The organism is Desulfococcus sp., assembly GCF_050178255.1.
Taxonomy (GTDB): Bacteria; Desulfobacterota; Desulfobacteria; order Desulfobacterales; family Desulfococcaceae; genus Desulfococcus; species Desulfococcus multivorans.
This window is the reverse complement of the sequence record NZ_JBFXGG010000015.1, coordinates 36,580-55,038: the sequence shown is the minus strand read 5'-3', so window position 1 is coordinate 55,038 and position 18,459 is coordinate 36,580. Positions and strand designations below refer to the sequence as shown.

The 18,459-nt window shown below is 57.0% G+C and carries 16 protein-coding genes; 8 read left to right on the top strand and 8 right to left on the bottom strand.

Annotation, left to right across the window (positions count from 1 at the left end; translation table 11 throughout):
* The 5 genes from AB7S84_RS05060 to AB7S84_RS05040 all read right to left on the bottom strand — a co-directional run.
* A partial coding sequence (locus AB7S84_RS05060) for a sigma-54-dependent transcriptional regulator (protein WP_428153222.1) occupies window positions 1-1,367 on the bottom strand: 1,367 nt, incomplete at its 3' end.
* Window positions 1,364-2,524 (bottom strand): sensor histidine kinase, encoded by a 1,161-nt coding sequence (locus tag AB7S84_RS05055; protein ID WP_428153220.1) that lies wholly within the window; start codon window positions 2,522-2,524, stop codon window positions 1,364-1,366. The genes AB7S84_RS05060 and AB7S84_RS05055, both read right to left, overlap by 4 nt.
* Window positions 2,521-3,009 carry a hypothetical protein gene (locus tag AB7S84_RS05050; protein ID WP_020875067.1) on the bottom strand — a complete coding sequence of 163 codons (489 nt, stop codon included), beginning with the start codon at window positions 3,007-3,009 and terminating at the stop codon, window positions 2,521-2,523. Before AB7S84_RS05050 ends, AB7S84_RS05055 begins: the two co-directional genes overlap by 4 nt.
* Window positions 3,006-3,566 (bottom strand): hypothetical protein, encoded by a 561-nt coding sequence (locus AB7S84_RS05045; RefSeq protein ID WP_020875068.1) that lies wholly within the window; start codon window positions 3,564-3,566, stop codon window positions 3,006-3,008. The genes AB7S84_RS05050 and AB7S84_RS05045 overlap by 4 nt, the downstream gene beginning before the upstream one ends.
* Window positions 3,567-3,671: 105 nt before the next feature.
* A complete protein-coding gene (locus tag AB7S84_RS05040) occupies window positions 3,672-4,820 on the bottom strand; it encodes a sulfite exporter TauE/SafE family protein (protein ID WP_428153217.1) in 1,149 nt (382 codons plus the stop codon).
* Window positions 4,821-5,498: 678 nt separating this feature from the next.
* Here AB7S84_RS05040 and AB7S84_RS05035 point away from each other — a divergent pair.
* The 6 genes from AB7S84_RS05035 to AB7S84_RS05010 all read left to right on the top strand — a co-directional run bounded on the left by AB7S84_RS05035 (window position 5,499) and on the right by AB7S84_RS05010 (window position 11,273).
* Window positions 5,499-6,008 carry a 4Fe-4S dicluster domain-containing protein gene (locus AB7S84_RS05035; protein ID WP_020875070.1) on the top strand — a complete coding sequence of 170 codons (510 nt, stop codon included), beginning with the start codon at window positions 5,499-5,501 and terminating at the stop codon, window positions 6,006-6,008.
* 13 nt (window positions 6,009-6,021) lie between these two features.
* Window positions 6,022-8,202 (top strand): FAD-dependent oxidoreductase, encoded by a 2,181-nt coding sequence (locus tag AB7S84_RS05030; protein ID WP_020875071.1) that lies wholly within the window; start codon window positions 6,022-6,024, stop codon window positions 8,200-8,202.
* Window position 8,203: 1 nt separating this feature from the next.
* Window positions 8,204-8,416 carry a hypothetical protein gene (locus tag AB7S84_RS05025; protein WP_020875072.1) on the top strand — a complete coding sequence of 71 codons (213 nt, stop codon included), beginning with the start codon at window positions 8,204-8,206 and terminating at the stop codon, window positions 8,414-8,416.
* Window positions 8,417-8,428: 12 nt separating this feature from the next.
* Window positions 8,429-9,196, top strand: coding sequence for a 2Fe-2S iron-sulfur cluster-binding protein (locus AB7S84_RS05020; RefSeq protein WP_020875073.1), 768 nt, complete (start codon window positions 8,429-8,431; stop codon window positions 9,194-9,196).
* 325 nt (window positions 9,197-9,521) lie between these two features.
* On the top strand, window positions 9,522-10,124 hold the full coding sequence (locus AB7S84_RS05015; RefSeq protein ID WP_020875074.1) for a peroxiredoxin: 603 nt from the start codon (window positions 9,522-9,524) through the stop codon (window positions 10,122-10,124).
* Window positions 10,125-10,163: 39 nt separating this feature from the next.
* Window positions 10,164-11,273 (top strand): lytic transglycosylase domain-containing protein, encoded by a 1,110-nt coding sequence (locus AB7S84_RS05010; RefSeq protein WP_020875075.1) that lies wholly within the window; start codon window positions 10,164-10,166, stop codon window positions 11,271-11,273.
* Between the two features lie 30 nt (window positions 11,274-11,303).
* On the opposite strand, the gene AB7S84_RS05005 is transcribed toward AB7S84_RS05010, so the two are convergent.
* The 3 genes from AB7S84_RS05005 to pncB are packed head-to-tail and all read right to left on the bottom strand — an operon-like array spanning window position 11,304 to window position 15,065.
* Window positions 11,304-13,064 carry an NrtR DNA-binding winged helix domain-containing protein gene (locus AB7S84_RS05005; protein ID WP_020875076.1) on the bottom strand — a complete coding sequence of 587 codons (1,761 nt, stop codon included), beginning with the start codon at window positions 13,062-13,064 and terminating at the stop codon, window positions 11,304-11,306.
* A gap of 40 nt (window positions 13,065-13,104) precedes the next feature.
* On the bottom strand, window positions 13,105-13,881 hold the full coding sequence (locus AB7S84_RS05000; RefSeq protein ID WP_020875077.1) for a hypothetical protein: 777 nt from the start codon (window positions 13,879-13,881) through the stop codon (window positions 13,105-13,107).
* A complete protein-coding gene (pncB, locus tag AB7S84_RS04995) occupies window positions 13,878-15,065 on the bottom strand; it encodes a nicotinate phosphoribosyltransferase (RefSeq protein WP_020875078.1) in 1,188 nt (395 codons plus the stop codon). The genes AB7S84_RS05000 and pncB overlap by 4 nt, the downstream gene beginning before the upstream one ends.
* A 301-nt stretch (window positions 15,066-15,366) precedes the next feature.
* Here pncB and AB7S84_RS04990 point away from each other — a divergent pair, with 301 nt between their 5' ends.
* On the top strand, window positions 15,367-16,131 hold the full coding sequence (locus tag AB7S84_RS04990) for an enoyl-CoA hydratase/isomerase family protein (protein ID WP_020875079.1): 765 nt from the start codon (window positions 15,367-15,369) through the stop codon (window positions 16,129-16,131).
* 152 nt (window positions 16,132-16,283) lie between these two features.
* Window positions 16,284-18,449, top strand: coding sequence for an acetate--CoA ligase family protein (locus tag AB7S84_RS04985; RefSeq protein ID WP_144016425.1), 2,166 nt, complete (start codon window positions 16,284-16,286; stop codon window positions 18,447-18,449).
* Window positions 18,450-18,459 lie beyond the last annotated feature (10 nt).

Below are 18,459 nucleotides of genomic sequence, written 5' to 3'. Positions count from 1 at the left end.
TAGCGCCGCATGATCTGCTGGAGAGACTGACGTTCGAGGCCGCATTTGCGGGCGGCCTGGGTGACGTTTCCGCCGGTTTCGGCGAGGAGCCGTCCAATGTAGGCATTGTTGAAGCGCTGCAGATTTCTTTCCTTGGCATCCCTGTAGGGCAGGTCGAGCAAGGTCTCTTCCTCCGGACAGTCCCCCGTTCCGGACAGTCTTTCGATCCCGATGTCCCGGGGCTGAATCTCTTCGCCGCCGGAAAAGAGAATCCCCTGGATGATGACGTTCTCCAGTTCACGCACATTGCCCTCCCAGGGGCGTTCGACAAGCAGTTCCATCAATTTGGGTGACAGCGTCTTCAGGGGCTTCGAAAGCTTGCGGCAGTGCTTTGCCAGGATATGATCGGCAATCAGGGGAATATCCTCCCGACGCTCCCGAAGCGGCGGTAAGGTGATGGGCAGAACGTTCAGACGGTAAAAAAAGTCCTCCCGGAAGGTACCCTCCCGAATCTTCTCCCGAAGGTTCTGGTTGGTGGACGAAATGATCCGGACATCCACTGAGATGGTCCGGTTGTCGCCAAGGGGCTTGATCTCCTTTTCCTGGATGACCCTGAGAAGCTTCGTTTGAATCGCCGGACTGACGTCGCCGATTTCGTCCAGAAAAAGCGTCCCCTTGTCGGCCTCCTGAAAAAGGCCGATCTTGTTTTGGGTGGCGTGGGTAAAAGCGCCTTTCTTGTAGCCGAAAAGCTCGCTTTCGAGGATGTGCTCGGGAACGGTCGGACAATTGACGGGGACATAGGGCCCTTCGCTTCGGGCGCTCAAGGCATGAATGGCCCGGGCGGTCAGGTCCTTCCCGGTACCGGATTCTCCGGTGATCAGGACCGTAAACTCCGTATTGGCCACCATCCGGATGGTCTCGAATACCCGCTGCATGACGGCGCTCTTTCCCACCAGATCCTGAAAGACGTGGGACGTTCGGGTCTCTTTTTTCAGACGGAGGTTTTCCCGGATCAGGCTGCTGCGCTCCAGGGCCTTTTCCAGCCGGAGTACAAGCGCATCGTGGTCAAACGGTTTGGTGATGAAATCGTAGGCACCGTGCTTCATGGCTTCCACTGCCGTCTCGATGGAGCCGTGACCCGTCATCATCACGACGGTCTGTTCGGGATAATCCCGTTTGACCATCTCCAGCAGGGCAAGTCCGTCCATACCCGGCATCTTGATGTCCGCCAGAATCAGATCGAAATATCCCTGGGAGACGTGCCGGAGCGCCTCGGTTCCGGACGATGCGAGGGTCACCCGGCATTTCAGGTCCGGTTCGAGGCTGCGTTTCAGCAGCACGAGCATGTCCGGTTCGTCGTCAACGATGAGAATGGCGCGCGTTGTCATGATACATGATCTCCCGGCCGGGGCGTGGCCGGCAGCGTAATCGTGAATTCGGCGCCTTTGCCGGGTTCGCTCTCCACGGAAATGTTCCCGCCGTGATTTTTCACGATGCCGTAGCTGACGGCCAGACCCAGGCCTGTGCCTTCTCCGGTGGGTTTGGTGGTGAAAAACGGATCGAAAATACGGGGAAGATCCTTCTTTTCAATGCCGTAGCCCGTATCCTTGACGCGTATCAGAAGCTGACCCGCAGGCGCGTCGTACAGCGTGGCGATTCGAATGGTTCCTTGATTGTGGTTGGCATGCTGGGCGTTCATGATGAGATTGATCAGCACCTGTCGTATCTTTTTTTCGTCCATGTAAAGCGGGGGCGCACTCCGATCGTATTCTCTCCGGAAGGTGAGCGCATTGGCGCCGGCCTGGTGGGTAACGAAAACCAGCACCTCCTCGATGATATCGTGGATATCGACCAGGGTGTTTTCCGGTTTCGAGCTTCGGGCGAAATTGAGAAGATCGGCAACGATGGCCTTGCAGTTCTTGACATGCTTCTCGATGATCTTGAGGTCTTCGAATTTCTGTGTGCCGGTAGGCTCGGATCGAATCAACAGCTGGGTATACCCCAGGATAATGCCGAGTGGATTGTTGATTTCGTGGGCGATGCCCGAGGAGAGCTGACCGATGGAGGCCAGCTTGTCCGCCTGGGCGATCTGTTTTTCGGAGCGTGCCAGAGCCTCGGTCCGTTCCCTTACGCGCCTCTCCAGGTTTTCGTTCAGGTCGAGCAACTCGCGATGGGCGCTTTGAATGGCGGTCTTATCGTTCATAATCTCCCGATACACCCGCCATGCCTGTCCGAAAAAGAGGGTAATGGACGCCACGATGATCAGCATGAAGGTGTTGACCCCGCCGCTGAAGGGTCGAATGAGCTCCCACACCTCCCCGTGCCCCGTGAAAAGCAGGACCTGCTTCAGGATGTGGCCGGCGGAGCGGGATACCGCGAACCCGGCCAGAAAATAACTCATCCAGAGGAGGTAGGTCCACATCAGGTGATTGGGGTTTCGCCGGTTCAGCTCCCGTGTCAGTCCGATGCACATGAAGCTCAGAACGATCATGGCGACGGAACCCACCAGGTCCACCACGATAATGGGAATGGCCGGCACGATCATGGGCCTGCCGGGACCTCGTCGGCCGGGTGTCGCTTGAGGAGCTGTTTCAGCCCCAGATAAAGCAGAAACAGGGCCGGCACGCAGAAGAGGTGGTCAAGCTTGACCAGGTAGTAAAGCCCCTTGATCCAGTCGACGTCCGGGATCGAATCGATCTGCAACATCCAGTCATCGCGTCGGGCAACCTGGATGATGGGGTATTGCTCGTCCATGAGGTGAACAGTGAAGGCGTCGATGGTCCAGAAAATGAAGAAAAGCGCTGAATACTGAAGGTTGCGCCATCCCCCCGTCAGCACCAGACCCCGCCGCCTCAGCCAGTAGATGAGAAGCCCCATGGAATAGGCCAGGAAGAGGTGAGACATCTGGTGGACGTACAAACCCTCGGGGTCCCCGTGGGCCTGGGTGGCGAAAACCGGACCCGGAGCGGCCAGAGTCATCCCGGCGGCCATGAGAAGCGCGTATGAAACGCGGCTCCCGACGGTACTCAAGACACCTCCGGCTGCTCCGCGAGCATTTTCTGGACACCCCTGAAATAGGGAAGCCACGGCCTCATGTACTTGAAGAGAATCCGGCAGCCGACGTAGATCGGAAAAAAGGAGAACAGGTACCCCACGCTTTCCAGCCCCACAAGGGAAAAGGGGAAACCAACGGCAAATTCCACACCCCCGAACCGGGTCTGCATCCAACCGAGGGCGAAGGGGATGGGCCAGAGGATCCCGCAGGAATAGGCGGCCATGGTGAAAAACTGCTTTCCCCATTCGTCGGTGGCTTCCTTGTTGAGGGCCTTGTATCCGGACTGGTTCCCCGCGGCATAAGCCGAGAAGGCCATTTTCTCCTTCCGGGCAACTTCTTGCTTCATTCCGTCGATATGGGATCGGTTGAACCGAATGGCCAGGGAGACGCAGATCTCGCCGATCACCACCGTCATGAACGCCAGGACGAAGGTGCCGATGAAATAATCGACGATGGGAATGCCGGTCCCCCGATAAAAAAAGATCAGGAAAGGGTCCACGATCCGGTAAAAGTCTGTGAAAAAAGAGGCCATCGTTTCATATCCTCGAAGATCGGCAGGGTTGGCGAACGCACCGTCGATCCGGCTGCCGCACCCAATGGGCGGCGGCCGGACCGGCGGTTTGGAGAAACACGGAATTTACAGCAGCGAGATGCCGAAAAAGCCTCTCAGGGTGTAGCGCAGCCCGATGTAGAAAGCGAGCACGAGGAAGATCCACTTGAGCACTTTTTCAGGAATGTACTTGCCGGTTCGGGGGCCGATCATGGAGCCCACGAAGATGCCGATGAGCTCGACGCCGATCATGGGCCAATAGACCGGGATACCCTTCATCACCATGAACTGGAAGATGGAGAAAATCATGCCGATGAGAACCGCCAGGGCCGATGTCCCGGCAACCACGAACATGGGGAGGCCCACCACGCTGGTCAGAAAGGGGACGTAAAGGAAGCCGCCGCCCACGCCGATGAAGGAAGCCAGCGCGGAGATGAGAAAACCACCCACGAAGGCCCAGATGGGGCTGAAGGTGAATTTCTGCCCGAAAAAGGAGATTTCGGTTCTGGCAAGGCTCCATTTCAGGGTCTCGACACCCTGCTCACAGATGTCGCCCTTGCACTTGACGGTTTCCTCGAAGGCCTTGACGGCCTCTTTGGCGGCTTTCTTGTTGGACTGACCCTTGGGGCTCATTTCATAGATCATGAAGGCTGCGATCAAAAACACACAGAGCCCGAACCATCCCTGGTACTGGGAGAAACTGACCTTTCCGGCGGTCCCGTAGACGACCATCAGGGTTGCGAACAAGGCGCCGATGCCCAGAAAAAAGCCGAGGGAGGTCACCAGGCGTTTCTGGCGACCATAATTGACGGTGGAGACCAAGGCCGAAAGCCCCACCAGCCACTGGTTGGAAACCCGGATGGAATCGGTCATCAACTTGTTGAGGGGGGTTGCGGTATCCTTGAAGGTCTTGGCATAGGCGCCCAGACCGTAGATGGTGATATGGCCGACGCCGGCCATGACGCCGCCGAAGGCGCCCACCGTCGAGAAAATCCAGCCCACCCAGATGGCCCACAGGAAACACATGATCATACCGGGATCGGGCGCGCCGGGAATGCCAAGAAATCCCGAAGATTTGCTGGGATCGATCTGTCCGGCTCCAGTTCCGATCGGGGCTGCGGCGATGGCGTCCGCCAGTTTGTCGGCATGAGCCGCCGTCGCCGTCAAAAGCGGAAGTCCCACCGTCAGACATATCACGACAATCACCAAAAACGAGGCCAGTTTTTTTTGCATCATTTCCTCCTAATCATAGAGCTTTGAACTTTCATTTCAAAACAAACAGTCCGCACCTTCAATTTGAAGTTTTCCGCGGGTTTCCGGATTTACATCAACAGCCACACCACCTTTCCGTGCAAAATTTCTCTCAGCGGCAACATGCAGCAAACAACATGCCATATTGTCCGGTTCGACTCAAAACCCATGACGTCCACCGCTTCGATGCTTGCCGACAGAAGGCCGCCGAGGGATGGGAACGGGTCGGACCCCTGCCCGGCGAGGCGGGGTCGGCGTTCAAAACACCGCCGGCAGGAGAGCGGCAGCATTTTTTTTATTGCGTCAAATTTACTGCGTCATGATTTTTTATATATATTTTGAGAAAGATAAGCCTATCGCATAAAAATATGACAGATGCAATATTTTCTTTGCAACCCCCTTCACCCCATTCCATCCGAGCGCCGTCTCCCGGGGACGATAAATTTTCTTATCGTATTGATTTTGAAATCTATTGTATGTGATTGGATATTTATTGAGGTCGATATTCATTGAGCGCAAACCTGGCATCGCTATTGCTTGTGAAAAAGCGTCAAAAATGGTATAGGTATATTAACATATCCATAGGGAACTGCTTTCCCTCCGGACCCGGAAAATCCCGGAAAGAGAAACCCGGAAGGATGAGCGGAACAAACGGAGACTTAAATGAGCAAATACTATCTGTTTCAAGACACCCACAAATGCATTGGCTGTCATGCCTGCGAAGTGCAGTGCAAAACCCATAAATCCCTGCCCGTCGGACCGAGGCTGTGCCAGGTGCTGACCGTCGGACCCAAACTTATCGGCGACCTCCCCAAGGCTTCCTATATCTTCATGCCCTGTTTCCATTGTGAAAACCCCTGGTGCGTAGCGGCCTGTCCCACCGGCGCCATGCAGAAACGGGAAAAGGACGGCATCGTGTTTGTGGACAACAACCTCTGCGTGGGATGCAAAACCTGTATTTCGGCCTGTCCGTGGGGCGCCCCTCAATGGAATCCGGAATTGGGTAAGGTGGTCAAGTGCGACTACTGTATGGACCGGATCGATCGCGGTCTCAAACCGGCTTGCGTCACCATCTGCACCACCGGATGCCTCCATTTCGGCAAGGCCGAGGAAACGACGCAGATCCGTCGGGAGCGACACGCCCGTCATGTGGCCGCTCTGGACCAGGAATAGGAGGGGGGACTCAATGGCGAATCAAAGCTGCACCGTGGCGGCCTGTCCGGTAAACGACGCCGTCACTCGCCTGAACGAGGCCCTCGGATCGGGCCGGATCGTTCATCCCCGAAGTCGTCGTATCGCGGAGGAGATTCTGGAACTCCTCAACGACGTGGCCTGGGGGCGAGCGGGAAAGGACCATATCCCGGCCATTCAGGACCTGGCCGCGGAGCTGGTGGATCTTGATCATTCGCCGGCCTCGGTTGAGGTCGGCCGTTCGATTCAGGAGGATCTATCGCGACACCGGGAGGTGTTCATCAGCCATGTGGAGACCCACAACTGCGCCACGGGCGCCTGCGTCAAGCTGGCGCCGGCGCCCTGCCAGATGGCTTGCCCCGCGGGCATCGACGTTCCCACCTATGTGACCCTCATCGGTATGGGAAAAGACGCAGAGGCCATCGAGGTCATCCGACGGGACAACCCCTTTCCCTGGGTCTGCGGCCTCATCTGTACCCGCCCCTGCGAATACATGTGCGTCAGGGGGCGAATCGACACCCCGATTTCCATCAAATTTCTCAAAGCCTTCGCGGCCGAGCGGGCCATGTCCGACGGCAATTACGTCAACCCGTCGAAGGAACCCGATAAAGGCAAAAAGATCTGCGTCGTCGGCGCCGGACCGGGCGGCATGAGCTGCGCATACTATCTGGCCCTCAAAGGATACGCGGTCACCGTCATCGAGGCCCTCCCGTCGGCCGGCGGGATGATCTTCGTCGGCATTCCCCGATACCGTCTTCCCCGGGAGGTCATCGACCGGGAAACGGCCATGCTCGAGGAACTCGGGGTCGAATTCCGGTTCAATACGCGATTGGGGCGGGACGTCACCTTCCCGGACCTCCGGGAAGAGGGATTCGATGCATTTTTCATCGCCGTCGGCGCGCATGCCGCATACAAGCTCAACATCCCGGGCGAAACCGACTATCAGGTGACCGACGCCATCGACCTCCTGCGCCGGGTGGCTCTGGGTGACCGCCGCAAACCCGGCAGACGCGTCGTCGTCATCGGCGGCGGCAACGTGGCCATCGATGCGGCCCGGACCTGTCTGCGGCTGGGATGTGAAGAGGTGACTATCGCCTATCGCCGGACCCGGAACGAAATGCCCGCCGACATCGAGGAGGTGGAGCAGGCCGAGGAAGAGGGGGTCATTTTTTCTTTTCTCACGGTGCCGATCGAGGTGGAGGGCAAAAACGACAAGCCCACCGGGCTTCGGTGCCTCCGGGCCAAGCTGGTGGCCCGGGAAGGCAGCTCGCGCATGTCGCCGGTGCCTGTCGAAGGCAGCGATTTCGTCATGTCGGCGGACGTTGTCATCGGCGCCATCGGCCAACGCGTGGAGCAGTCGTGTCTGGCGGATCTCACCGATATGCACTGGACCCGCCGCAGCACCATCGACGTCAACATGGTCAGCATGGAGACATCGATTCCCGGCGTCTTTGCGGCGGGGGACGCCGTGACCGGTCCCGCCACCGTTATCGAGGCCATCGGCGGCGGAAAACGCGCCGCACTGGCCATCGACCGCTATCTGTCGGGAATTCCGCAGCCCAAAATGCCGCCGGTTCCGGTCCGCCGCGCTCGGGTGGAGCACCTGGAGGTGCCGGCGACGACGAAGATGATCCTGAAGCGGCCCGAGATGCCCCTGCTCAACCTGGATCGCCGTCGCACCACCTTTCAGCAGGTGGAACTGGGATACCCCGAAAACGCGGTCCGGGAGGAGGCCCGTCGTTGCCTGCGGTGCGATATCTGCCGGCGATGCGGCGAGTGCGTCGAGGTCTGCCGGGACAAAATGAAGGTGAACGCCCTCCAGATGGGCTATTTCGACTTCGATCACCCCGTGGAGACCGACTTCAGGGTGACCCAGGATCGCTGCATTCTCTGCGGGGCATGCGCCAACAACTGCCCCAACAACGCCATGCAGATGAAAGACGTCAACGGCGAGCGGGTATTGTCCCTCTGCGGAACGGTGCTCAACCGGAAAAAGATTCTTCATTGCGAGGAATGCGGTGCCGTTCTGGGCACCCGGAAATATATCGAATATATCCGCCGTCGCATCGGCCCCGTCGGCAAGGTCCTCGACAAACGACTGCTGTGCGATGTCTGCCTGAGAAAAAACACGGCAACCGCCAACGTGGAAATCCTTTCCTCTTCCAAGGAGGTGTAAAATGACGTTTCGCAAGGGTCAACACATCGAAGTTTTTCAGCGTTCCGAAGACGAGAGTTGGGAGGATTACATGGACGAGTATATCGGGTGTCACGGTATTATCGTGGATCCGGACACTTCGGTGAACGATCCGGACGCCCTTATCGAGGTCAGCCTGGAGGGAAAAGGGACTCATCGCCTGCCTCAGGATTGTCTTCGTGCCCTCAACCATTAATTGGAGCACATCATGATCAATTTTGTAATCAACGACCGGCGTATTTCGGTGGAAAAGCAAACATCCGTGCTTGAGGCTGCGAGGGCTAACGGTGTGGATATCCCCGCGCTGTGCTTTCACCCTGCCCTTAGACCCTCGGGATCCTGCAAACTCTGCGTGGTCGAGATCATCGGCCACCCCGACATGGCGAATATTCCGACCACCATGCTTTCGTGCATTCTCAAGGTCAAGGATGGTATTGTCATCACAACTGAAAGCGATCAAGTCCAGGAAGCCCGCATCAAGGCGTTCAGAAACCTTCTCCAGATGGCGCCGCAATCCAAACCAATTCGACAGATGGCTGAACGGTACAACGTCCCCCTGGGGCCTGCCCCGGACGGGTGCATCCGTTGTCGTCTGTGTGTCCGGATATGCAAAGATATCGTGGGGGCCGGCGCACTGAAAATGGAAAAACGAAACGGAACCCATTATGTCGTCCCTGTCGAAGGACGCTGTATCGGGTGCGGCACCTGTGCCAATATCTGTCCCACAGGGGCCATCAAGGTTGAGGATCAGGATAATATGCGTATCATCAGCATCCGGGATGAGATTATCGTTCGTCATCCCCTTGCCACCTGCGAAGCCTGCGGTAAGCGTTTTGCCACCACCAAATTCCTGGCATACATCGAACAACGGACCGAGCCGCATCCCCATACCAAGGAAGAGCACCGCTATTGTCCGACCTGTGCTAAACTGTTTTCCAATCAGATCAAAACCTTTTCCAGACCTGCCAAACGATAGCGGATTGTGGGGGGGGGCATTCGAAGGTGTTGGGAAACACAGACTTGAAAATCCGCGAAACGGTCTTATGATTAAGCGTCAACACATGTGATAATGACGTTTCACTATCGTCTTTCGGGTGTCGGCAAAGGGTGATACATGCTCCCCCGGCGGCCCCCGAGTCGGTAGGCTGGAGACGATGGCCTCAAGGGGTGCGCTCGTTACGCAAGGCGCACTGTGCGGCGCAGTCCGAATGTGCGAAATTCCCCTTAGACCTTTGGTCTCATCTCGCAACGGTCGACAGTCGCGCTGTTTCAACGGATTTAACAAGGAGAGGAGGGAATCCATGAGTATATTGGTCGCAAAACCCGCTCCCCACTTTACGGCGCCGGCGGTCATGCCCGACGGTATCATCCGGGACGATTTCAAGTTGAGCGAATACCGGGGAAAATATGTCGTTCTTTTTTTCTGGCCACTCGATTTTACCTTTGTCTGCCCTACGGAAATCATTGCCCACGACCACAGGATAGACGCATTCCATGAGCGCAACGCCGAAGTGATCGGCATATCCATCGACAGCCAGTTCACCCACTTCGCGTGGCGAAACACCTCCGTCGACGACGGCGGCATCGGTGCGGTCCAATTCCCCATCGTCGCCGATGTCAAGCATGAGATCACCCGGCAATACGGGGTGGAGCATCCCGAAGCCGGTGTTGCCCTCAGGGCCTCTTTTCTCATCGACCGGGACGGCATCGTTCAACATCAGGTGGTCAATAATCTGCCCCTGGGGCGAAACGTCGATGAAATGCTGAGAATCCTGGATGCGCTCCAGTTCACCGAGGCGCACGGGGAGGTCTGCCCTGCGGGATGGCGCAAGGGAGATATGGGAATGACGCCCTCTGCGGAGGGTGTGGCGTCATACCTCTCCACCAAGGCCGATAAGCTGTAATCCTGCCGATTAACCCATCAAGGAAGATATGACGTCAACATGAATATCAGACAAGCGTTTCTGGCAATGACAACCTGGATTTTCCTCGCGGCTCCCGGACTCGCGGCAGAGACGCCCCTGAAAATCTCAGAGGTCTCCCTGTTTCCCACCAACCTCGCGGACATCCGGATTTCACCGCCTCTCGACTTCTGCGGTGAGCCCGTGCCGCTGGACGACCCGGACATCCTGGAAAATCTGGAGAAGGAATTGCTGCTCACGATCTGGAACCGGCCGCAGTTCATTCTCTACGTCAAGCGTTCGGCCCGCTACATGCCTTTCATCGAAAAGATGCTCCGGGAAAACCACATGCCCGAGGACCTGAAATATGTCGCCATTGCCGAGAGCGCACTGCTTCCCCACATCGGGTCCTCGGCCGGCGCCGTCGGCTACTGGCAGTTCATCAAGTGGACGGGGCAAAAATACGGGCTCAGAATCGACAATGACATCGATGAACGCCGGAACATCTTCGCCTCGACCCGGGCGGCCATTCGCTATTTCAAAAAATTGTATGGGGACTTTGGTTCATGGACGCTTGCCGCAGCATCCTATAACATGGGCGAGGCGGGGCTCAATCGACGAATCGCGGAACAAAACACGCGCAACTACTACCATCTCTATCTTCCCCTGGAGACCCAACGTTACATATTCAGAATTCTCGCCATCAAGCTGGTGCTCTCAGACCTGTCCAAATACGGTTTCGATCTTTCTCCGTCGGATCTCTACCCACCGGTGGCGTTTGATCGAGTTCGTCTCGACATCACCAGCGACGTCCCTGTTCGGACCATTGCCGACGCCGCCGGCACCTATTTCAAGAAGATCAAGGATCTCAATCCGGAAATCCGCGGCAACCGCCTGGTTCAGGGAAACCATGTCATACTGGTCCCCAAGGGTGCTTCGAAGGGTTTTGCCCAACGCTTCAACACCCTTCTCGCCCAACAGAAAGCGGCCCGGGCGGCCATGAAAAAAGAGATTTACGTCGTGAAAGCGGGCGACACCCTCACCCTGATCGCCGAAAGCCTGAACATTCCTTTAAGGGATCTGCTCGAGTGGAACCAGCTGCGATACAACAGCACCATTCATCCGGGCCAGCGCCTCCTCGTCATGCGTTGATCCCTCGGGAAAAAGGGACCAGACCCCCAATCAGACGTAGCCCTCTTTGATACCATCAAATTTAAGCTGCTTAGGGGGGCGCCCCACCGAATAAGCGCCCCCCTCCGCAGTCAATTCCCGGATTCGGTACATGGATCGGATCTTGCGCTTGAAATTGGCCGCATCCAGCCGCCGGCCCAGAACAATCTCATAAACCTTCCGCAGATCCGGCCAGGTGAACCGGTCCGAAACCAGTTCGAAAGCGATGGGCGTGTAAGAGATTTTCCCACGAATTCGTTCCGTCAGGTCGAGGAGAATGCGCTCCTGATCCTTTGCCGGAACCCTGTTACGGTCTCCAGGAATCGTTCGGTAGTCCCTGAGAGGCATCCACGCAGACTCCGCCGAATTGCCGGAGCGCTCACGACCGGCGATGCGCTCATAGGGTACCAGCGCGAAATAGGCCACGTTGACCCGGCATTCCTGCCTGGATTCGACGACACCGCCGTAGGTTTTCAGCTGCTCGATGTAAATGTCCGCAAGACCGGTTTCCGCCGCCAGTTTCCGAACGGCGATCTCAGAGAGATCTTCCCGAAAAGGCAGTTCCAGGGGACCGCCGGGAAGCATCCATTCGCCGGCGGGAGGTTCATCTTTTCCGCGGATCATCAGCACCGACAGTTGATCGTCTTTCAACGTGCAAACGGCGATATGGATAAAAACCGAAGATCGATCGCACAAGGCCGCCGGGGTTGTGGTCGAGGATTGCCGCCGAGGCTGAAAATGGCGGTCGGGCAGGGCGGAAACGGTTTCGCCTTCGCCTTTCCTCCGATAAAGTCGATGATGCCGGATATAGGATTCAACCGCGGCGGGCACCAACCCTCGAATCGAAACGCCTGCGGCGGCTCTGGCCCGGACCTCGGTTGCGCTGATATCGGGGATTGCGACGTCCGTAAGGATCACATGGGGGGGCCGCGACAACAGCCCGTGATATCGCTCCAGGTCGTAACCCGCCCGGGGCAGAATGATAAACGGCACCCGCGCGGCCAATGCATCGGCATGCTGCCATTTCGTGTCGAAATCAAACACGCAGTCGGCCCCGATCACCATGTGAAAGACATAATAATCCCGATAGTCCGGGTCGTCGAGCAATCGGGAGAAGGTCTCATAGGTCACCCCGGAAAGCCGGTGGTCGATCTCATAACCGAAATACCGGATTCCCGGCGTCTCCACCAGCCGGATCATTCGGATGCGATGCGAAGAATACCCCCGATGCTTCTCGAAGGGGTGGTGATAGGCCGGCATCATCCACACCTGATGAACATCCGGCAGAACCTTCAGGATCGCTTCAGCCATCATGATGTGAGCGTTCGTCACCGGGTTGAAAGACCCTCCGATAATTGCGATCTTCCGTTTTTTACGGGGCCGGCGGTTCTTGTAGTACTTGGCGTAGGGGGTTCGAAAATGGCGGCCGTAGACTGCTGAATCATCCAGGTGTAGATCGATGCCGTTTCGCCGGCAGTGTTCCGCTTTGGCACGCTCCCACAGGTCTTCATCCACGTAGGGATTCCCTCGAATCGTTTCTATGGTCGCGCCCGATTCCCTGGCGTGGGAGATAATGGAGAATAGATGCGTCCAGGAGAGTCCCAGAACGGTCTTCAGATAGTGTTCCAGTTCGGGTGTTCTTTCGACGCCGGTGAGAAGATGCACCTCGTGGCCGTTCTCGACCAGAAGACGCGTCAACCCGGAAAAAAAAGCCACATCCGCATCGGCGACGCCGTGAACGTCGATTCCGAATTTGAGAATCCGTTCTGTCATGATACGTCCCTCGGGACGGCGCATACTCGCCCGGGACACCTCATGCGGCCCGTTCCGTTTCCGAAAGAACAACCCCCGCAGCGCGCATCCGTTCAAAGAAGGCCGCCGCCCTTTCCTCGAATCCGGCGACGGGCGACATGGCGTCGGTCAACAGGACAATCTTTCGCGGAATCTCCGGGTCGTTGCTGAAACGAACGACGTCCGCCACCGTATCCGCCACACAGTGAGAGGCGGCTTCTCCGGCCACCCAGATTCGGTCGGCCTCGTCAAGTCTCTGCAGCAGACTCTGGTTGATCTGGGTGAAAGGATCGTCGGGAACCGCTACCGAAGGCCGGATAGCGGAAAAATTTTCCGTGAAGCGGTTGGCGCCTTTCATTACGAAATCGAGATCGTGAAACCGTTCCCGCCAGTCGTTCAGCACGTCGAGCAGCGGCGCGAAAACCTGATGCCCCCACGTGCCGATCAGACAGTGGTAGGGCCAGATCACGTGTTCGCCGATGGTTTCCATGTAGGTCCGGGTCCATTCGCGGTGGCTCGGATCCGCCGCTCGGTAGCGTCCGGCATCGACATCCCGGATGGAGATTCGGGTAAACGGCTCGGGAGGCTTGCCGTCGGCGTCGATCCACCAGATGGGATGGGCGATGTGAATTTTGTTGTGGGAATCGAGCGTGACGACAATCTGGCGAATATCCCCGGCGCGACGGCGGATAAAGCCGGCAAGGCGCTGCATGTCCGCATCCGCACCCCCGACATAGAGTTCGCCTTCGGGATCGCAAAAGGCGTTTTGAGGGTCGATAATCATCAACAGTGTTTTCATGGTAGACCTCCTGCCGCTACTTTTCGTTTAAACACGCTCTTGAGATAGGATAGATACTCGGCATCCTTGCACATCTGCTTGCCCGGGGTGTCGGATATCTTGGCGACGGGAGCGCCCTGGCATCGGATCATTTTGATGACGATCTGAACAGGCTTCTCGGTAATATCGTTGGTGAGGTTGGTGCCGATGCCGAAGGCGGTCTGAATCCGTCCGTTGAAATACCGGGCGAGCTCGATGGCTTTGTCGAAGGAAAGGCCGTCGCTGAAAATGGCCCGCTTGATCTGCGGAGACACCTTCAGTCTCCGGTAATGAGCAATGAGACGGTCGCCCCAGTGGAAGGGGTCCCCGCTGTCATGCCGGCAGCCGTCGAATAGCTTCGCAAAATACATGTCGAAATCGCTCAGAAACGCTTCGAACCCCACGGTATCGGACAGGGCGATGCCCAGGTCGCCGCGATATTCCTGGGCCCAATGTTCAAGGGCGAATTTCTGGCTGTCCACGAGTCGGGGCCCCAAAGCCTGGGCCGCCATAATCCATTCGTGGGCCATGGTGCCGATGGGCGTGAGGTCGAATTTTCTGGCGAAATAGACGTTGCTCGTCCCGATGAAATTGCGGGGCAACGCCTTCTTGAGGACCGCGATGATATGCTCCTGCCACGCTCTGGAGAAACGTCGTCGGGTCCCGAAATCGGAAAAACTGAACCCCAGATTCTCCGCGTTGGCGGCCTTGACGAGTGCGATCTTGTCGAAGAGCTTCCCGCGGCCCGTATCGAAATTCGGGTGGGGTACGATATTGCTGAAGTAGACCTCGTTCACAATGGCCAGAACCGGAACCTCGAAAAGAATCGTATGCAACCAGGGCCCCTTGATCCCGAGTTTGAATTTGCCGTCCTCGCTTTTGACATGAATGTAGTCCCGCTGGAGATGAAACAGACGAAGAAACTGGATGAAATCCTTTTTCAGGAATCTCAGATCACCGAGATAATTCAGCTCTTCCGGAGTGAACCTGAGGGTGCAGAGGTGATCGATTTCGGCGGCGACGGTATCGACGACGGGCGACAAATCAATGCTGTCGTCCCGACAGTTGAACTCGTATTCGACTTCGGCCCACGGAAACTGGTGCAGCACACCCTGCATCATGGTAAGCTTATACAAATCGGTATCCAAAAGCGAGTTGATGATCACAGCCTGTCCTTTTCTGGAGGTATGACACTCATTTTTTTGATATTCATCCCTTATCCAGTTCATTACTCTTATTAAATTTTTAAGAAGTCAAACTGTTTTTGGTAAAAATAACCTCAATACCCGATCAAATCCCTTTGACATGCGCGGGGGTTGTGCGTAGAAAATGATAAAAGGGAAGGTTGAAGACTAACGACTGGAGGCTGGAGGCTGAAGACTGAAGGGGTGATCAACGCTCCGTTCCTCACACACGCACCCCTTCAGCCTTCAGCCTATAGCCTTCAGCCCAAAGAAAGGAAAAGCCATGAATCTCGAATGCATTGGATACGAAAAACGCAAGGGCGTCGGCATCATCACCCTGAACCGCCCCCAGGTTCTCAATGCCATGAATCGTCGTCTGTGGCTCGATTTTCAGACGGTACTGGCGGAGGCCGGTGCGGATCCCGATATTCGCGCCGTCGTGATTACCGGGGAGGGCAGGGCTTTTTCATCGGGGGCCGACCTTAAAGACAGTCGAAACCGCAGCCAAACGGACTATCGCGCCTATCTCGAGGAACTCCAACAGGCTTCCCGACGCCTCATCCGGTTCGATAAACCCGTCATCGCCGCCATCAACGGGTATGCCATCGGCTCGGGCTTCGAACTGGCCCTGGCCTGCGATATCCGCATTGCCGCTGAAAACGCCCGCATCGGGCTGCCGGAAGCCAAGGTCGCCTCTTCGGTGACCGGCGGCGCGCTCCGCCTTCTCCAGGATCTCGTCGGACCGGGAAAGGCCAGGGAGCTGCTCTTTACGGGTGACTTCATCGAGGGATCGGAAGCAGCGCGTATCGGGCTCGTCAACCTCGCCGTTCCCCTGGAGCAACTCATGGGAACGGCGCTCTCCATGGCCGAAAAGATCGCACAAAACGCCCCGCTTTCCATCAAAATGATCAAAAAGGGGCTTCACATGGCTCAAGGAGAGACAAGCATGGAGGCGCTGATGGATTTTGAAATCGAGGCCTGCCTGGCCTGCGTGTCCGCCGAGGAACGAAGGGTATCTCTCGATACCTTTGAGACCCGGAAAAAATAAGGACGCATCTCTCGGCTTTCGTGATGGAGGCTGAAGGCTGAAGAGGCATAAATACCCCGTTCGGCACAGATGCACCCCTTCAGCCTATAGCCTTCAGCCTTCAGCCTATGTAATGAAGACAATGCCCCCCGGCAGGGGGAGAGGGGATGGTCATGACGCTTGACAAAATCATGAACGCCGAGACCGTCGCGGTGATCGGTGCATCCAGAAACGAGACCAAACGCGGATATCAGGCTATCCGTACGCTTCTGGACGAGAAATACGAGGGAACTATTTTTCCGGTCAACCCAAAGGAACAGCGGATTATGGGCTTGAAATGCTATAAAAGCCTTCACGACATCGATGGCCCAGTTGATCTGGCGCTGATCACGACACCGGCCCGAAGCATCCCCGCCGTTCTCGAAGAGTGCGGTGAAAAAGGGGTTTCAGGCGCCGTTGTCATCGCCGGAGGCTTCGGAGAAACCGGTCTTCAGGGAAAGGTCCTGGAAAACGAGATTCTGGCGGTTGCCAACAGACACAACGTCCGACTGATCGGCCCCAACACCTCCGGCCTGATGAATCTGAAAAGGAACATGAATCTGGTGGGCCTCAGGGACGTCCCCCGGGGCAACATCGCACTGCTCTCCCAAAGCGGAAACATGGCCCTCACCATCATTACCGAAGCGAAGCTTCGCAGCCTCAAGGGGTTTTCCTATTACATAGGGGTGGGCAACGAAGCGGATGTCAAGTTCCATGAATATCTCGCTTTTTTTCAAGAGGATCCCGACACCCAGGCCATCCTGATGTATGTGGAAGGCATGAAGGACGGCCGAAAATTTCTACAGCAGGCCTATAAGACCAGCCGGACCAAGCCCATCATTCTGCTCAAAAGCGGCCGGTCCTCCACCGGCCGACGCTCCGCCGGATCGCATACCGGGGCTCTGGCCGGCATTTCGGAGGTGGCACGGACGGCGTTTCAACGCGCGGGAATCATCGTCATTGAAAACTCCGATGAGCTCTTTCCCTGCGCCGAAACCCTCTCTAGCCTCCCGCCGGTCCGCGGCAACAGGATCGCCATCCTGGCCGACGGGGGCGGGCATGCCGTCATCGCCGCCGACCTCCTCACCGATTTCGGCGTCAGGATTCCGGAGCTCTCTGAAAAAACCCAGAATCTGTTGAAACGGATCCTGCCGCCGGGGGCTTCGCTGAAAAACCCTGTTGACGTCGCCGGCGGCACCGATGCGGATCCGACAATATTCGCCCAATGTGCGAATATCATTCTTAAAGACCCTGCCGTGGGTGGTCTTCTGATTGTCGGCCTGTTCGGCGGATACGGCATTCGATTCGCCGAATCCCTCGCACTGAAAGAGGAGGACGCGGCGCATCAGATGGGAAAGATGGTCACAAAGCGCAACAAGCCCATTGTCCTGCACAGTCTCTACAATTCCGAAAAACCCCACTCGCTTCATCTGCTGCGGTATTACGGCATCACCGTCTATGATTCACTGGATGTCGCCTGTAAGTGCATCTCGGTCCTGGCCAGGCGCGGCAGCTATCTCAAGAGCTATCACGCCAAGACCAATTTCGTTCTCAATTGGGGGCAGAAAGCCCGTTCGGAAGGACGCCGGATCATCAGCAACGCCCGCGCGGAAGGTCGCAGCGTCCTTCTCGAGCATGAAGCCAAGCATATGCTTCACCTCCACGGCGCGCCGGCGTTCCGTGATCGGTTGGCGACGACGGGTGCGGCGGCGATCGATTTTGCCCGGGAAGTGCGCGGACCCGTGGCGCTCAAGCTTGTTTCCCCGGATATTCTTCATAAAAGCGACGCCGGCGGGGTCAAACTCGGCCTCAAGACCGACGATGAGGTGGGGACCGCTTTCGCAGAAATCATTCAAAACGCCAGGAATTTCAATCCGGATGCGGACGTTCGGGGCGTGCTCGTATCACCCATGGCCCGAAGCGGGGTGGAGACCATCATCGGCACCAAAACCGACGACCAGTTCGGTCCCGTCATCATGTACGGACTCGGCGGGATTCTCGTGGAAATCCTGAAGGACGTTTCGTTTCGCGTGCTGCCCATTTCGCCCAACTCGGCGAAGAAAATGATCGAAGAGACCAAGTCGGCACCCATTCTGGACGGCGTCAGGGGCAGGGGGCCCTATGACAAGGCCGCACTCAGGTCCGTACTGCTGATGTGCTCGGAAATCATCGAATCCTATCCCGACATCCTGGAGATGGATTTGAATCCGGTGATCGTTCATGAGCGCGGTGTCAGCATCGTGGATGCCCGAATCATCCTCAAACCGGCGGGTGAAACATCGTACCCGGAACCGTCTTAGCCATGGAGGA